Here is a 14716-nt window from a genome sequence, read left to right on the forward strand (position 1 = left end):
GTCACCTGTGGACCTGAAGCTGGACTGGATAAATGCGAGCCTTGAACACGATTACGAAACTGGCCCAACACGCGGTGGCCCGAAACGCAATGCGCGCGACGCGAGCAAACACGCTCGGCAAGATTGGCAACATCATTCGACTTGCTGCTTGCGGCGCGGCGCTCGCCGTGGTCGCGGCCTGCCACGGCCTGCCGGAAAAGACCGACGAAACGGCAGCGTGGAACAACAACAAATTATATACGGAGGCCCAGGACGCGCTCTCCGGCGGCGACTGGGGCAAGTGCGCAAAATATTTCGAAGCACTCCAGGGCCGCGACCCGTTCGGCCACTTCGCCCAGCAGGCGCAGATCAACGTGGCCTACTGCAACTGGAAGGACAACGAGAACGACGCCGCCGACCAGGCGATCAACCGCTTCATCCAGCTGCACCCGGATCACCCGGACATCGCCTACGCGTACTACCTCAAGGGCATGATCCACTTCAACGACGACCTGGGTCTGTTCGGCCGCTTCTCGGGCCAGGACATGAGCGAGCGCGACCCGAAGTCGCTGCGCGAGTCGTATGACGCGTTCAAGATGGTGGTAGACAAGTATCCGCAGAGCAAGTACGCGCCGGACGCCGCCCAGCGTATGCGCTACATCGTGAACGCGCTAGCTTCGCACGAAGTGCACGCGGCCGATTACTACTATCGCCGCGGCGCCTATGTGGCGGCCATCAACCGCGCGCAACTCGCGATTCAGGACTACAAGAGCGCGCCGGCAATCGAAGACGCGCTGCACATCATGATCCTGTCGTACCAGAAGCTCGATCAGCCGCAGCTTGCCGAAGACACGCGCCGCGTGCTTGCCGGCACCTTCCCGGACAGCCCGTACATCACCGGTCACGCGCGTCCCGGCAAGGAAAACAAGTCCTGGTGGCAGATCTGGTGATCGCCGCGCCTCCAGCCTGAGGCACGCTGAAAGCAAAACGCCACGGTTTCCGTGGCGTTTTTTTTGGGCCTCAGCGGCGGCAGTGCAGGCTACGCGCCTGCGCTGCCGCAGATTTGCTCAATCGCGCTCGAACAGCGCGATCGACTCCACGTGCGACGTGTGCGGGAACATGTTGACCACGCCCGCGCCCTTGAGGCGGTAGCCGGCCTCGTTGACGAGCACACCCGCATCGCGCGCCAGCGTCCCGGGACTGCACGACACATAGACGATGCGCCTGGGCAGCGGGCCATTGCCGCTCTGCGCGATTTCCGCGAGCGCCTGGCAAACGGCGAACGCACCTTCGCGCGGCGGGTCGACGAGGAACTTGTCGAAGTGGCCGAGCGCGCGGATGTCGTCGGCGGTGACTTCGAACAGATTGCGGCATGCAAACGACGTGTGGCCGTCCACGCCGTTGGCGCGGGCATTTTCCAGCGCGCGGGCCGTCAGCGTATCGCTGCCTTCGATCCCCACCACTTCGCGTGCGAGACGCGCGAGCGGCAGCGTGAAGTTGCCGATGCCGCAGAACAGATCGAGCACGCGGTCGTCCGCCTCGGGCGCGAGCAGGCGCAGCGCGCGGCCCACCAGCACGCGGTTGATCTGGTGATTGACCTGGGTGAAGTCCGTCGGCTTGAACGGCATGCGAATGCCGTATTCGGGCAGCGTGTAGTCCAGTTCCTTGTCGAGCGGATAGAACGGGAACACCGTGTCCGGGCCCTTCGGCTGCAGCCAGAACTGGACGTTGTGCTCGTCCGCGAACGCGCGCAGCAGGTCTTCGTCGGCGGCCGTGAGCGGCTCGAGAATACGCAGCACGAGCGCCGTCACGCTCGAACCCACGGCGAGTTCGATCTGCGGCATGCGATCGCGAATCGACAGCGCGGCCACCAGATGGCGCAGCGGCACGAGCATCGCCGAGACGTTCGGCGGCAGCACTTCGCAGCTCGTCATGTCGGCCACGTAGCTGCTCTTCTTCTCGTGGAAGCCGACCAGCACACCGCCCTTCTTCGGCACATTGCGCACCGTAAGGCGCGCACGATAGCGGTAGCCCCACGACGGCCCGTGAATGGGCCGGAACATCGTCTCCGAGCGCACTTTCGAGAGGTGCACGAGGTTGTCTTCGAGCACGCGCTGCTTGACGGCGATCTGCGCTCGCACGTCGAGATGCTGCATCGAGCAGCCTCCGCAGGTGCCGAAGAACGCGCATTGCGGCCTCGTGCGGATCGCGCTCTCGCGCAGCACGTCGACCACCTGCGCCTGTTCGAACGTGGGCTTTTTGCGGTAGCTGAGGTAAGTCACGCGCTCGCCCGGCAACGCGCCCTCGACGAAGATCACCTTGCCGGGCTCGCCCGTCTCGGTCACGGTGCGGCCAACGCCGCGGGCCTCCATGTCGAGCGACTCGATCTCGAGAATGGGGGCATGAGCGACCGAAGCTTCAATGGCGGCGCGCTTTTCGGCGCGGCGCTCGCGCTTGCTGCGCTTTTTGGGGGGCGTGGACGGCATGGGCTCGGCCTGGGCAGGCTCGGCTTGAGGGTCGGGGGCAGCTTGAGACACCAGCGGATTCCTGACTGACGATGAGTGAATTGTGGGCGAAGGCGAGATTGTAGTCGAAGTCGGCGCCCGCGCTCCGTCGCTGCAGTTTTCGAACCGGTGCGATCGTGCGCGCGGCGCCGCGTATGCGCCTCTGCCCGCGCATTCGTCATACGACACGTCGGCAGAAAACAGGCTAGGGTTAACCGTGCGCGCGGCAACCGCCGCCGCGCCATGGGAGGAGCGTGGCGATGAAACTCGTGAGCTGGAATGTGCAGTGGGGCCGCGACGCTTCTGGCGTCGTCGATCTCGCGCGCACGATGCGCGAGGCCCAACGCCTCGCCGACTTCGACGTGCTATGCCTGCAGGAAATCACGCGCGGCTTCCGGGCGCTGCCGGGTGGGCCCGGCGACGATCAGTTCGCCGAACTGCGCTCGCTGCTGCCCGGCTATACGGTCATCGAGGCGATCGGCGCCGACTTGCCTGCGCCGCGTGTCGCGCAAGCCTCGAGTCAAGCCACGGCGCAGATGCCGCGCCGGCAGTTCGGCAACGCGCTCGCCACGCGCTTGCCGCTCGCGCAGGTGTTTCGCCACGCCCTGCCGTGGCCCGCCGACTCCACCGCACCCTCGATGCAGCGCGTGGCGCTCGAAGTCGTGCTCGACGCGCCGGGCGGCGCGCTGCGCGTGCTGGTCACGCATCTGGAGTTTTATTCGCTGCGCCAGCGGCTCGCGCAAGTGGACGAGTTGCGGCGCCTGCAGCAGGAAGCCGCCGATCACGCGGCGCATCCCGCGCCCGCCGAAAACGATGTCGGCCCGTTCGCCCGCACCGCGCGCCCGCTATCCGCGATCGTCTGCGGCGACTTCAACAGCGCGTGGGGCAGCGAAGCGTACACCCGCATGCTCGAACCGCTCGCGGGCAGCCCTGCCTTCGTCGACGCGTGGACCGCGCTGCATGCGGGCGCGACGCCGCCGCCGACGGCGGGCGTCTACGACACGCAGCAATGGTCGGACGGTCCGCTCGCGTGCGACTTCGTCTTTGTCACGGAGGATTTGCGCCCGCGCTTGCGAAGCTGCGAGATAGACGGCGCGACCCGGGCTTCCGATCATCAGCCGATCGTGCTCGAACTGGGCTGAGAGACTACGCCGTGCCTAGCTCGCGAACGCCTTGAGATACTCGCCCCAATGCGGTGCGGTTTCCGCGCCGAGCGACTGCTTCACGAACTCGATCTCATCCGCATATTCGCGCTCTGTGAATCCGCCGCGCATCATCTGAAACCGGCAATAAAGCAGATAGGTGTTGACCACGTCGGTTTCGCAGTAATTGCGAATCTCCTCGATGCGGCCTTCCTGAAACGCGGTCCACACCTGGCCGCCGTCCATGCCGAGCTTGCCCGGAAAACCGCAGAGCTTCGCGAGCGCGTCGAGCGGTGCGTTAGCGCGCGGCTGATACATCGCGAGAACATCCATCAGGTCGGTGTGACGCGTGTGGTAGCGGCTAAGGTAGTTGTTCCACTTGAACTCGCGGTCCTCTTCACCCGTTTCCCAGTAGCGCACCGCGCGAATGCCGTGCACGAGCGCACGATAGTGCAGCACCGGCAAGTCGAAGCCGCCGCCGTTCCACGACACGAGCTGCGGCGAGTACTTCTCGATCGTGCGGTAGAACGAATCGATCAGGCGCGCCTCGCCGTCTTCGGGCGTGCCGAGCGAGCGCACGCGAAAGCCCTGGCCGTCGCGAAACACACACGAGATCGCGGCAACGCGCTGCAGGTGATGCGGCAGGAAATCGCTGCCGGTCTTCTCGCGACGCGCGGCGAAAGCGTGCTCGGCGACTCCGGTGTCGGTGAGCGTGGCGGGCAGATCGTCGAGACGGCGAATGCCGTCGACATCGGGAATCGTCTCGATGTCGAATACGAGTACAGGAACTGTCATTCAGATGGACTGCGAGGGTTTAGAGTACGGCGTCCTTGCGCACGCCGTTCGAAGCGAAAAAGCGCTTGAGGCGCACCAGCGCTTCCTGCTGGATCTGCCGCACGCGCTCGCGGGTGAGGCCCATTTCGTCGGCCAGCTCTTCGAGCGTGGCGGGCTCGATATGGTTCAGCCCGAAGCGCCGTTCGATGACATGGCGATGCTTATCGGATAACCGGCCGAGCCACGCGCGTGTAAGCGTTTCCAGTTCGCGATGCTGCACTTCGGCATCGGGCGACTGGCTCTGGTCGTCCGAGAGCAGGTCGAGCAGGCTGCTGGCCGGGTCGAGGTCGAGCGGAGCGTCGAGCGAGGCCGTGTGTTCGTTGAGCGCGAGAATGTCGGTGACTTCCTCGGTGGTCTTGCCCGTGAGATACGCGATGTCGTCGATGCTCGCGTCGCGCCGCTCGGAGGCCGAATCCGCGTTGAGCGAGTTCTTCTCCAGATGTCGCTTCGCGCGCAGCACCTGGTTGAGCTCACGGATCACGTGCACCGGCAAACGCACGGTGCGCGCCTGGTTCATGATCGCGCGCTCGATGCTCTGGCGGATCCACCAGGTCGCATACGTCGAGAAACGGAAGCCGCGCGTGGGATCGAACTTTTCGATTGCGTGCATGAGGCCGAGGTTGCCCTCCTCGATCAGGTCGAGCAGCGGCACGCCGCGATTGAGGTAACCCTTGGCAATGCTGACGACGAGGCGCAGATTGCGCTCGATCATGACCTGACGCGCTTCGAACTCGCCGGCCTTGGCGAGCCGCGAATAACGCTGCTCCTCCTCGACAGTGAGGAGCGGCTTCACGCTGATCCGGTTCAGATAATGCTGGATGGTGTCGGCCGTGAGTTCGGCCTGAAGCATGGCGCGGAAATCGTCAGCGTCTGGCGCGGCCTCGGCGGTTTCGGCGCCCTCGCCCGAGCCGCCTTCGTCGGCCTGCGAATCGCGCTCTTCACGGTCCTCGCGCTCCTCAAAATCGCGCCCGCCGTCGACGTCGGGCGACGCGTCGTCGTCGGCCGCCTGCGCGCCGTCCTCCACCGAAACCTGGGCGGCTTGGCTGTCAGACTCGGATTGCTGCAGACGGCGCTTCGATTTCGGCATGGTCGGCTCGCTTTTATTGCGGCGGCAAGTACTTCAGTGGGTCGACGGGCTTACCCTGACGGCGTACTTCGAAATGCAGCATCACCCGGTCCGAGTCGGTATTGCCCATTTCGGCGATCTTCTGACCTTTGGTGACCGCATCCCCTTCTTTTACCATCAAAGTCCGGTTGTGTGCATACGCGGTCAAAAACGTCGCGTCATGCTTGATGATAATGAGATTGCCGTAACCGCGCAGCCCATTTCCGGCATAAACCACGCGTCCATCGCCGGCTGCCTTGACAGGATCGCCCGGCGCACCGCCAATATTGATGCCCTTGTTCTTCGTATCGTCGAAGCCGTTGAGCACCGGACCACGCACCGGCCACGCGAGCGCGATGTTGCCGCCCGGCGCCGCGGCAATGTCACCGCCGCTTGCACCCGGCTGCGGCGGCACGGCGGCCGTCGGCGGCGCTGCGTTCGCACCCGAACCGTAGATCGGCGGCTGCGCCGGCGTCTCCGCTGCGGGAGCGCCCGGCGCGGCGCCCACGCCCGGCACCGGCGCGGTCACGACACCCGGCGTGTAGGCCGACGGATTCGCACCCGGCGGCACGACGCGCAACAACTGGTCCACCTCAATCTGGTTCGGATTGGTGAGATTGTTCCACGTCGCGATGTCGCGATAATTCTGGCCGTTTTCGAGCGCAATCCTATAGAGAGTGTCGCCCGGCTTCACCCGGTAATATCCCGGAGGCGGCGGCCCGAGCGGCACCGGCGGCTGTGCGGCCGCCGTGCCGAGCGGCGCGGTGCGGTCAACCACGGGCGCCTGATCGAGTCGCGTGGCGCAGGCGGCCAGAAGACAGAGCGCGGCGACCGCGGCGCCGCGCTGGGCTGCGATCAGCGTGGCTTCGGGCAGGTCGACATTCGGGCGGTTTCTTTTGATCGCGCGCAACATACTCATCGGATTCAGATCACTCCAGATTTTAAGGGGACAAAGAAAACGCGATCCAGGCGCGACTCCCGCCACTGCGCCGGCCCGGTACGCTCGACGAGCGTGAGGACCTGCGTCGCTTCGCCGGCGGCACTCTGGGTGCCGGACACCGCTACCGGCGCCACGAGCCGCCCGCCGATGGCGAGTTGCTCGAGCAGCGCCTGCGGCACGTCGAAGCCCGCAGCAGCGATCACGATCGCGTCGAACGGCGCCGCCGACGGCAAACCGAGCCGTCCGTCGCCGTAGTGCAAGCGGATATTCGGGATACGCAGCGGACGAAGATTCGTCTTCGCGCGCTCGTATAACGGCTTGATACGCTCAATGGAATACACGTCGCGTGCGATCTGGCTCAACACCGCTGCCTGATAGCCGCAGCCGGTGCCAATTTCGAGCACGCGCTCCAGCACACGGCCCGCGCCCGCGAGCTCGAGCATGCGCGCGACCACGGAAGGCTTCGAGATGGTCTGGTGATGACCGATCGGCAACGCCGCATCTTCGTAGGCCTGGGTCGCGAGACCCGGGTCGATGAACATGTGGCGCGGCACCGCCGCGAGCGCCTGGAGCACGCGCGCATCGGCAATGCCGTTCGCACGCAGGCGTTCGACCATGCGTTCGCGTACGCGTTCCGAAGTCAGCGCATGCGCGCCGTTGAGCGCAACGGCGGGCGCGCCCGTGACGGCCATCGCGGCACGCGGCACACTCGCGCCGCCCGGCACGGCGGCGCGCGGCGCGGCTGCGTTGCCGGCCGGATGGGCAGGCTTGACCGAGTTCGCCGGCTTCGCGCTCACCGGCTTCGGGCTCACGGGCTTCGCATTGACCGGCTTTGCATTGACCGGTTTCGCAGGCGGCGCCTTGAACGGCGTGCTCGCGACGGACTTTGCAACAGCCGGGCTACCTGCCTTCGCGGCGGGCTTCGCGAGCGCGCCGACGCCCGCTTTCGAGGGGCCGCTGTTGCCCGCGCTCGCGAGCGACGTGCGTGCATCGCCCGGGCGCGCGTCGCGCCGGCGGGGCTCGCGTACGAGATCCGCGAGCCCCAGCGGAAAACGCTTCGTGCGCTCGCCCGTCATGAAGCACTGCCGCCCTTGCGCGCCCAGTCGTGCGTCGCGGACAGCATTTGCGTATGGGTGAGATCGAGTTGCAGCGGCGTGATCGACACGTGGCCGTTCACTACCGCGTGGAAGTCCGTGCCCTCGCTCGCGTCGCGTGCGCTGCCCGACGGCCCGATCCAGTAGATCGGCTCGCCGCGCGGGTTGGTCTCGCGGATCACGGGCTGCGAAGGATGACGCTTGCCGAGGCGTGTGACGCGCCAGTCGCCAAGCTCGTCGTATGGCAGGTTCGGGATGTTGACGTTCAGCAGCGGATGACCCGGCATCGGGTTCGCAAGGTAATGTGCAACGATCTCGGCCGCAACGCGCGCGGCGGAATCGAGATGCACCCAGTCCTTGTCGACTAGCGAAAACGCGATGGCCGGCAAGCCGAACATGATGCCTTCAGTCGCCGCGGCCACCGTGCCCGAGTACAGCGTGTCCTCGCCCATGTTCTGGCCGTTGTTGATGCCGGAGACCACGAGGTCGGGCTGCTGGTCGAGCATGCCCGTGAGCGCGATGTGCACCGAGTCGGTCGGCGTGCCGTTCACGTAATAGAAGCCGGTGCTCGCCGATCGCAACACCGACAGCGGGCGCCACAGCGTAAGCGAGTTCGATGCGGCGCTGCAGTTCTGCTCGGGCGCCATGACCGTGACTTCGCCGAGCGGCTTGAGCGCTTCATAAAGCGCCGCAAGGCCGGGGGCGAGATAACCATCGTCGTTGCTGAGTAGTATTCGCATCGAGCGATTGTAACCGAGGAAAGAAGGCACGCGAACGACAGCCCGGGCCTTGCGCCAGTGCGTGTCTGCCACCTGGCTGCACGTCGAAATCACGAGCCGGCCAGGGGCGTATTCGCACCCCCGGCACGGCCCGAAAGGCACCTGTCATCGACGTGAAATAAATCGCACGATCGTTCGCATTGCGGCGGATTGCCGTACACTGTTCCGCGGTAGCGAACGCATGACCGACGCCACTGCAAGCCACCGAACCGGAAAAGACAGGAGACACGATGCGCGCAATCCGCTGCAACCAGTACGGGCCACCCGACTCGCTCACGCTCGAAGACTCGCCCGACCTCGTGCCGGGCCCGGGTCAGGTCGTGATCGACGTGAAGGCCGCGGCCGTCAACTTTCCCGACGTGCTGATCATCGAGAACAAGTATCAGATGAAGCCGCCGCTGCCCTTCACGCCCGGCGCCGAACTCGCGGGCGTCGTGCGCACGGTGGGCGAAGGCGTGAAGCTCGCGCCCGGCACGCGCGTGGTCGCGTATGTGGGCACTGACGCGTTCGCCGAGCAGGCGCTTGCGGACGCATCGGCGTGCGTGGCGCTGCCCGAGGCCGCCGATTTCGCGACGGCCGCCGCCTTCACGCTCGCGTACGGCACGTCGCATCACGCCGTGGTCGATCGCGCCGCGCTGCGCGCAGGCGAAACGATGCTTGTGCTCGGCGCGGCAGGCGGCGTGGGCCTCGCGGCCGTTGAAATCGGCAAGGTGCTCGGCGCGCGCGTGATCGCCGCCGCCTCGAGCGAGGAGAAGCTCGAAGTCTGCCGCCGCTTCGGTGCGGACGCCACCATCAACTACAGCACCGAGGACTTGCGCGAGCGCATCAAGGTGCTCACCGACGGCAAAGGCCCCGACGTGATCTACGACCCGGTGGGCGGCGAGTATGCGGAGCCGGCGTTCCGCAGCATCGGCTGGCGCGGGCGCTATCTCGTGGTCGGCTTCGCGAATGGAGAGATTCCCAAGCTGCCGCTCAATCTCGCGCTGCTCAAGGGCGCGAGCCTCGTCGGCGTGTTCTGGGGTGATTTCGCGCGTCGCGAGCCGCAACGCAACGCGGCCGCGTTCGCGCAGATGGTCGGCTGGATCGGCGAAGGCAAGCTCAAGCCATACGTCTCGAAGCGCTACAAGCTCGCCGACACCGCGCAGGCTCTCAAGGACATGGCCTCGCGCAAGGTCACGGGCAAGATCGTGATCGAGCCCTGAACGTTTCCTGTCACGCAGGACGAAGAACGGATACGGCTCGCCGGTTGTTCACCAGCGAGCCGTTTTGCATGAGGCAAGCCGCCTTAGACAATGTGTTGCTCGCGCAACTGTGCAATGTGGTCCGCGTCATAGCCCAGTGTCCGCAGGACTTCGTCGGTATGTTCGCCCAATGCGGGACCAAGCCAGCGCGTGTTGCCGGGCGTCGCCGAAAGCTTGGGCGTGACCGCGGGCAGCGCGATGTCCACGCCCTCGCCTTCTTTCTCGCCCGGCGCTTGCCAGCGGAACTGCTGGATCATCTGGCGCGCCGCGAACTGTGGATCGGCGAACATGTCGGCCACGCTGTAGATGCGGCCCACGGGCACGTCGGCGGCATTGAGCACGTCGAGCGCTTCGTTAATGGTGCGCGTGGAAAGCCACGCTGCGATAGCGCCGTCGATCTCCGCCGTGCGCGGCACGCGGCCGTCGTTGTGGGCGAGTTGCGGATCGTTTGCGAGGTCAGCGCGGTCGATGGCCATCATCAGGCGCTTGAAGATCGGATCGCTGTTGCCGCCGATCACGATGCTGCCGTCCCGGCACGGATACGTATTCGACGGCACGATGCCCGGCAGCGACGCGCCGGTGCGCTCGCGCACCATGCCGTACACACCGTACTCGGGCACCACGCTCTCCATCATGTTGAATACGGCCTCGTAGAGCGCGACATCGACGATCTGGCCGCTGCCGCCGTTCGTGTTGCGATGATGGAGCGCCATCATCGCGCCGATCACGCCATGCAGGGCGGCAATCGAGTCGCCGATCGAAATGCCGATGCGCGGCGGCGGCAGATCGGGATAGCCGGTGATGTGGCGCAGGCCGCCCATCGATTCGGCGATCGCGCCGAAGCCCGGACGGTCGCGATACGGGCCGGTCTGGCCGTAGCCCGAGAGCCGCACCATCACGAGGCCGGGATTCTCCTTCGAGAGCACGTCGTAGCCGAGCCCGAGCTTTTCGAGCAGGCCTGGCCGGAAATTCTCGATGACGATGTCGGCTTGCTTCGCGAGCCGCCGCACGATCTCCTTGCCCTCTTCGGCTTTGAGATTCACCGTGACGGACTTCTTGTTGCGCGCCTGCACGGCCCACCAGAGCGACGTGCCGCCCGCTTCGGGGTAGAGCTTGCGCCATTTGCGCAGCGGATCGCCGCCCTTGGGGTCTTCGATCTTGATGACCTCGGCGCCGAACTCGCCGAGAAAGCGGGCCGCGAACGGGCCCGCGATCAGCGTGCCGAGTTCGAGGACTTTGACGCCCGCAAGCGGACCCGCGCCTTTCGCGGCGGATGCGTTCGACTGGGTATCGGGGGAATCGTGGGAAGGGGCGGCTGCGCTCATGGTGTCTCCTTTCGTTCTGTTCGGCGAGCGGCACCACATCGAGTGCGCCGCGACGAAGCGTGGCGGGACGCTACATCGAGCGCCGGTCGAGCATGGCCCGCGCGATGGTGCCGGCGTCGACATATTCGAGCTCACCGCCCACCGGCACGCCGCGTGCGAGGCGCGTGACGGCGAGTCCGCGGGCCTTGAGCGTCTGGCCCAGATAATGGGCCGTCGCCTCGCCCTCGTTGGTGAAATTGGTGGCGAGCACCACTTCCTTCACGACGCCGTCCGACGCGCGCTTCACGAGCCGGTCGAAATGGATCTCTTTCGGCCCGATGCCGTCGAGCGGACTCAGATGTCCCATCAGCACGAAATACAAACCGCGGTACGTCATGGTCTGTTCGAGCATGATCTGGTCGGCCGGCGTTTCGACGACGCACAGGAGCGTAGGGTCACGCTCCTCGTCGAGGCACGTTTCGCACACCTGAGCTTCGGTGAAGGTATTGCATTTCTCGCAGTGCTTCAGGTTCCCGGTGGCGAACAGGAGCGCGTTGCCGAGCTTTTCGGCGCCGTCGCGGTCGTGCTGCATCAGGTGATAGGCCATGCGTTGCGCCGACTTCGGCCCGACACCGGGCAACACGCGCAGCGCCTCGACGAGAGCGGCGAGAGCGGAAGGTTGTTTCATGCGGATTCAGCGCGAGACGCGCGACGGGGTTTGAAGCGGAACCGGCTTCGGGGTGCTTCTGCTGCCTGGTGCTGCTTGCTGCTTTCGACGCCATGACGCCCGCGCAGCGCTGCCGGCCGCGGCGCGGCACGCGGGGCGCGCGTGCGCCGGCCTGCCTCACGCAGACGCGGCGCTCGCCACGTTCCTTAGAACGGCATCTTGAAGCCCGGAGGCAGCGGCAGGCCGGCGGTCATGCCGCCCATCTTTTCCTGCGACGTGGCCTCGGCCTTGCGCACCGCGTCGTTGAACGCCGCGGCCACGAGGTCTTCGAGCATGTCCTTGTCGTCCGTGAGCAGGCTCGGGTCGATCGACACCCGGCGCACGTCGTTGCGGCAGGTCATCGTGACCTTGACAAGACCGGCGCCAGCCTGACCCTCGACTTCGATCTGGGCAAGCTGCTCCTGCATCTTCTTCATGTTTTCCTGCATCTGCTGGGCTTGCTTCATGAGCCCTGCGAGTTGGCCTTTCAACATAGTCACTGCTCCTTCTGGATCGTAGTCGTTCGAGTCGATGCGCTCAAAAGCGCGCGACGCTTGCGGCGCCGCGCCGCGCAATTCAGTGGACGGCCTGGGTGCCGCCCGATGCGGCTTCCGGCGCGACCGGCCGGATCGAGCCCGGCACGATGCTCGCGCCGAAGTCGCGAATCAGTTGCTGCACGAAAGGATCGGTGCCGATCTCGCGCTCGGCTTCGCGTTGGCGCTGGGCGCGCTCGGCGGCGTCGAGCGCGGCCGCCGTGCGGCGCGCGGGGCCGACTTCCACGCTCACTTCAACGGTTTTGCCAAGACGCTCGGCGAGCGCAGTCTTGAGCTTCGCGACCTGCGAGGCTTCGGCGTACTGCGGCACCGGCACGCTCAACTTGAGCAGCGTGCCTTCGAGCGCCGTCAGCTCGCTGTTGAACGCGAGCTGGTACGAGATGCCCTTAAGCGAAAGCGTCGCGGCGAGCGCGGGCCAGTCGCCCGTGAAACCGATCGCATCGAGCGCAATGCCCGGCGGCAACTTGCTCACGTCGACCACGGCCGGCGACGGCGTCGGCACCGCAGCGGCGGCGCGCGCCGCTGGCGGCTCGCCGTCGTAGGCGGGCACGAAACCGTCGTCGGGCGGCGCAAAGTACGCGTCATCGGCGCCGAGCGGCACGTAGTCGTCAGGCGGAATATCGTCCCACGGCGGCGCGCCCGAAGCGTCTTGCTGCGCGTTTGCGTTGCGCCCTGGTTGTCGCGCTTGCGCCTCCTGCGCGGCGGCGGCGCGGCGAGCCGGATCGGGCGTCGGCACCTTCACTTCCATGCGCGGTGCGGCCTTTGGCGCGGGCGAAGGAGCGCTCGCGCCGGCAGCGGCAGCGGCAGCGGGACGGCCCGTGGCAACACGCATGCCCTTGCTGCGCAGCACGTCGAGCGCGGCGGTTGCACCACCCCGCGCGGACGCGGCGGCGGCGATTTCCTCACCGGATTCGAGTTGCGGCGCGGGCGCAGCGGCCACGCTCTGCGCCGGTTGCGTCTCTTGTGGCGCAGCGACAGTGGCCGCAGCCGGCTCGACCGGGCCCACAGGCGCAGCTTGCGGCGCTGCGCCCAGGTTCGGCGCAGACTGGCCCTCGTCTTCCCAGGGCGGGACGACGCGCGCTTCGGCTGCAAGCGTCGCGAGCGGCGCAATCTCAGGCGCGCTCGCTTGCGGCTCGGCAACGGGCACGTTCGCCGGTGCGGCTTCAGTCGGCTGAGGCACCGGCGCTGCCGGCTTCGGGACGACTGGCTGCGCAGCGGCAGGCGCCGCGCCGCGCGCCGACGCCACTACCGCAGCCGCCGCACGCCCGCCCGAGCCAGCCGCAGCGGGCTTCGACGCCGGCGCACTACCCACGCTGCCCGCGCTGACGGAAGGCTCGAACGCGAGCATGCGCAACAGCGTCATCGTGAAGCCAGCGTATTCGTCGGGTGCCAGGCCGAGTTCGCTGCGCCCGAGGGTCGCGATCTGATAGAAAAGCTGGACCTGCTCCGGGCTCAACGCTTCTGCGAAACGGCGAATGTCGTCGGCTTCGGGCCACTCCTCGAGCACCGATGAAGGCGCGAACTGCGCCCAGCCAATGCGATGGAACAGACTCGCGAGGTCCTGCAGCGCCGTGGAAAACGACAGACTGCGCAGCGCCATTTCGTCGGCGATGGCGAGCACGTTCGCCCCGTCGCCGGCCACGAGCGCGTCGATCAGCCGGATCAGATAGCTTTGATCGAGCGCGCCGAGCATGCCGCGCACTGCTTCTTCGGTGACCTGGTTGGCCGAATAGGCGATGGCCTGGTCGGTGAGCGAAAGCGCGTCGCGCATCGAGCCGTCGGCGGCGCGCGCGAGCAGGCGCAGCGCCTGCGGCTCGAACTCGACCTTCTCCTCACCGAGAACGTGCGTGAGATGCTCGACGATGTTGCCCGCCGGCATCTGCTTCAAATTGAACTGCAGGCAGCGCGAGAGCACCGTGACCGGAATCTTCTGCGGGTCCGTCGTCGCGAGAATGAACTTCACATGCGGCGGCGGCTCTTCCAGAGTCTTCAGCATCGCATTGAAGGCGTGATTCGTGAGCATGTGCACTTCGTCGATCATGTAGACCTTGAAGCGCGCATCGACCGGCGCATAGACCGCACGCTCGAGCAGCGCGGCCATTTCGTCCACGCCGCGATTGCTCGCCGCATCCATCTCGATGTAATCGACGAAACGCCCTTCGTCGATTTCCCGGCACGCGCGGCACACGCCGCAGGGCTTCGACGTCACGCCGGTCTCACAGTTGAGCGCCTTCGCGAAGATACGCGACAGCGTCGTCTTGCCCACGCCGCGCGTGCCCGTGAAGAGGTACGCGTGATGCAGGCGACCGCCGTCGAGTGCATGCGTGAGCGCGCGCACCACGTGCTCCTGTCCGACGAGCGAAGCGAAATCCTTCGGTCGCCACTTGCGTGCGAGAACTTGATAGGTCATCTGGAAATTGTATCAGCAACGCCCGCGCGTCCAGATGAATCGAAAGGCGGCCAATGCCCGGTTCGCGGCGACCGCGCAATGGCGCGTGCCAGCGATTACAGACGATGAATTGGCGATGCAGGCG

At 66.4% G+C, this 14716-nt stretch carries 13 protein-coding genes; 3 read left to right on the forward strand and 10 right to left on the reverse strand.

Translation table 11 applies throughout. The annotated features are described in order from the left end of the window. Positions 1 to 89: 89 nt before the first annotated feature. Positions 90 to 929, forward strand: a complete 840-nt coding sequence (locus M3I53_RS00550) for an outer membrane protein assembly factor BamD (protein WP_375542442.1) — start codon at positions 90 to 92, stop codon at positions 927 to 929. A 117-nt stretch (positions 930 to 1046) separates the two neighbouring features. Here the strand turns inward: M3I53_RS00550 and rlmD are convergent, their stop codons facing one another. Continuing rightward, positions 1047 to 2465, reverse strand: a complete 1419-nt coding sequence (gene rlmD, locus M3I53_RS00555; protein ID WP_302057517.1) for a 23S rRNA (uracil(1939)-C(5))-methyltransferase RlmD — start codon at positions 2463 to 2465, stop codon at positions 1047 to 1049. Between the two features lie 278 nt (positions 2466 to 2743). On the opposite strand from rlmD, the gene M3I53_RS00560 reads away from it, so the two are divergent. Further along, positions 2744 to 3625 carry an endonuclease/exonuclease/phosphatase family protein gene (locus M3I53_RS00560; RefSeq protein WP_254314052.1) on the forward strand — a complete coding sequence of 294 codons (882 nt, stop codon included), beginning with the start codon at positions 2744 to 2746 and terminating at the stop codon, positions 3623 to 3625. Positions 3626 to 3640: 15 nt separating this feature from the next. Here M3I53_RS00560 and M3I53_RS00565 read toward each other — a convergent pair whose 3' ends face one another. Genes M3I53_RS00565 through surE form a run of 5 tightly spaced genes read right to left on the reverse strand, consistent with a single transcriptional unit; the run spans position 3641 to position 8338 of the window. Further along, positions 3641 to 4420, reverse strand: a complete 780-nt coding sequence (locus tag M3I53_RS00565) for a 3'-5' exonuclease (RefSeq protein WP_254314053.1) — start codon at positions 4418 to 4420, stop codon at positions 3641 to 3643. 19 nt (positions 4421 to 4439) lie between these two features. Continuing rightward, positions 4440 to 5546 carry an RNA polymerase sigma factor RpoS gene (gene rpoS / locus M3I53_RS00570; RefSeq protein ID WP_254314054.1) on the reverse strand — a complete coding sequence of 369 codons (1107 nt, stop codon included), beginning with the start codon at positions 5544 to 5546 and terminating at the stop codon, positions 4440 to 4442. A 13-nt stretch (positions 5547 to 5559) separates the two neighbouring features. Next, a complete protein-coding gene (locus M3I53_RS00575; RefSeq protein ID WP_254314055.1) occupies positions 5560 to 6483 on the reverse strand; it encodes a peptidoglycan DD-metalloendopeptidase family protein in 924 nt (307 codons plus the stop codon). A 5-nt stretch (positions 6484 to 6488) separates the two neighbouring features. Continuing rightward, positions 6489 to 7580, reverse strand: coding sequence for a protein-L-isoaspartate(D-aspartate) O-methyltransferase (locus M3I53_RS00580; protein WP_254314056.1), 1092 nt, complete (start codon positions 7578 to 7580; stop codon positions 6489 to 6491). Further along, positions 7577 to 8338, reverse strand: coding sequence for a 5'/3'-nucleotidase SurE (surE, locus tag M3I53_RS00585; protein ID WP_254314057.1), 762 nt, complete (start codon positions 8336 to 8338; stop codon positions 7577 to 7579). The genes M3I53_RS00580 and surE overlap by 4 nt, the downstream gene beginning before the upstream one ends. A 269-nt stretch (positions 8339 to 8607) precedes the next feature. Here surE and M3I53_RS00590 point away from each other — a divergent pair, with 269 nt between their 5' ends. Continuing rightward, positions 8608 to 9579 carry an NADPH:quinone oxidoreductase family protein gene (locus tag M3I53_RS00590; protein ID WP_254314058.1) on the forward strand — a complete coding sequence of 324 codons (972 nt, stop codon included), beginning with the start codon at positions 8608 to 8610 and terminating at the stop codon, positions 9577 to 9579. 83 nt (positions 9580 to 9662) lie between these two features. Here M3I53_RS00590 and M3I53_RS00595 read toward each other — a convergent pair whose 3' ends face one another. The 4 genes from M3I53_RS00595 to M3I53_RS00610 all read right to left on the reverse strand — a co-directional run bounded on the left by M3I53_RS00595 (position 9663) and on the right by M3I53_RS00610 (position 14592). After that, entirely contained in the window at positions 9663 to 10943 is a 1281-nt protein-coding gene (locus M3I53_RS00595) for a CaiB/BaiF CoA-transferase family protein (RefSeq protein WP_254314059.1), read from the reverse strand. A 70-nt stretch (positions 10944 to 11013) separates the two neighbouring features. Continuing rightward, on the reverse strand, positions 11014 to 11610 hold the full coding sequence (gene recR, locus M3I53_RS00600; RefSeq protein WP_028204939.1) for a recombination mediator RecR: 597 nt from the start codon (positions 11608 to 11610) through the stop codon (positions 11014 to 11016). A gap of 185 nt (positions 11611 to 11795) precedes the next feature. Beyond that, positions 11796 to 12122, reverse strand: a complete 327-nt coding sequence (locus M3I53_RS00605) for a YbaB/EbfC family nucleoid-associated protein (protein ID WP_069267501.1) — start codon at positions 12120 to 12122, stop codon at positions 11796 to 11798. Between the two features lie 82 nt (positions 12123 to 12204). Beyond that, positions 12205 to 14592 (reverse strand): DNA polymerase III subunit gamma/tau, encoded by a 2388-nt coding sequence (locus M3I53_RS00610; RefSeq protein ID WP_254314060.1) that lies wholly within the window; start codon positions 14590 to 14592, stop codon positions 12205 to 12207. Positions 14593 to 14716: the final 124 nt, after the last annotated feature.

The sequence above is a fragment of the Paraburkholderia sp. CNPSo 3272 genome, assembly GCF_024206495.1.
Classification (GTDB): domain Bacteria; phylum Pseudomonadota; class Gammaproteobacteria; order Burkholderiales; family Burkholderiaceae; genus Paraburkholderia.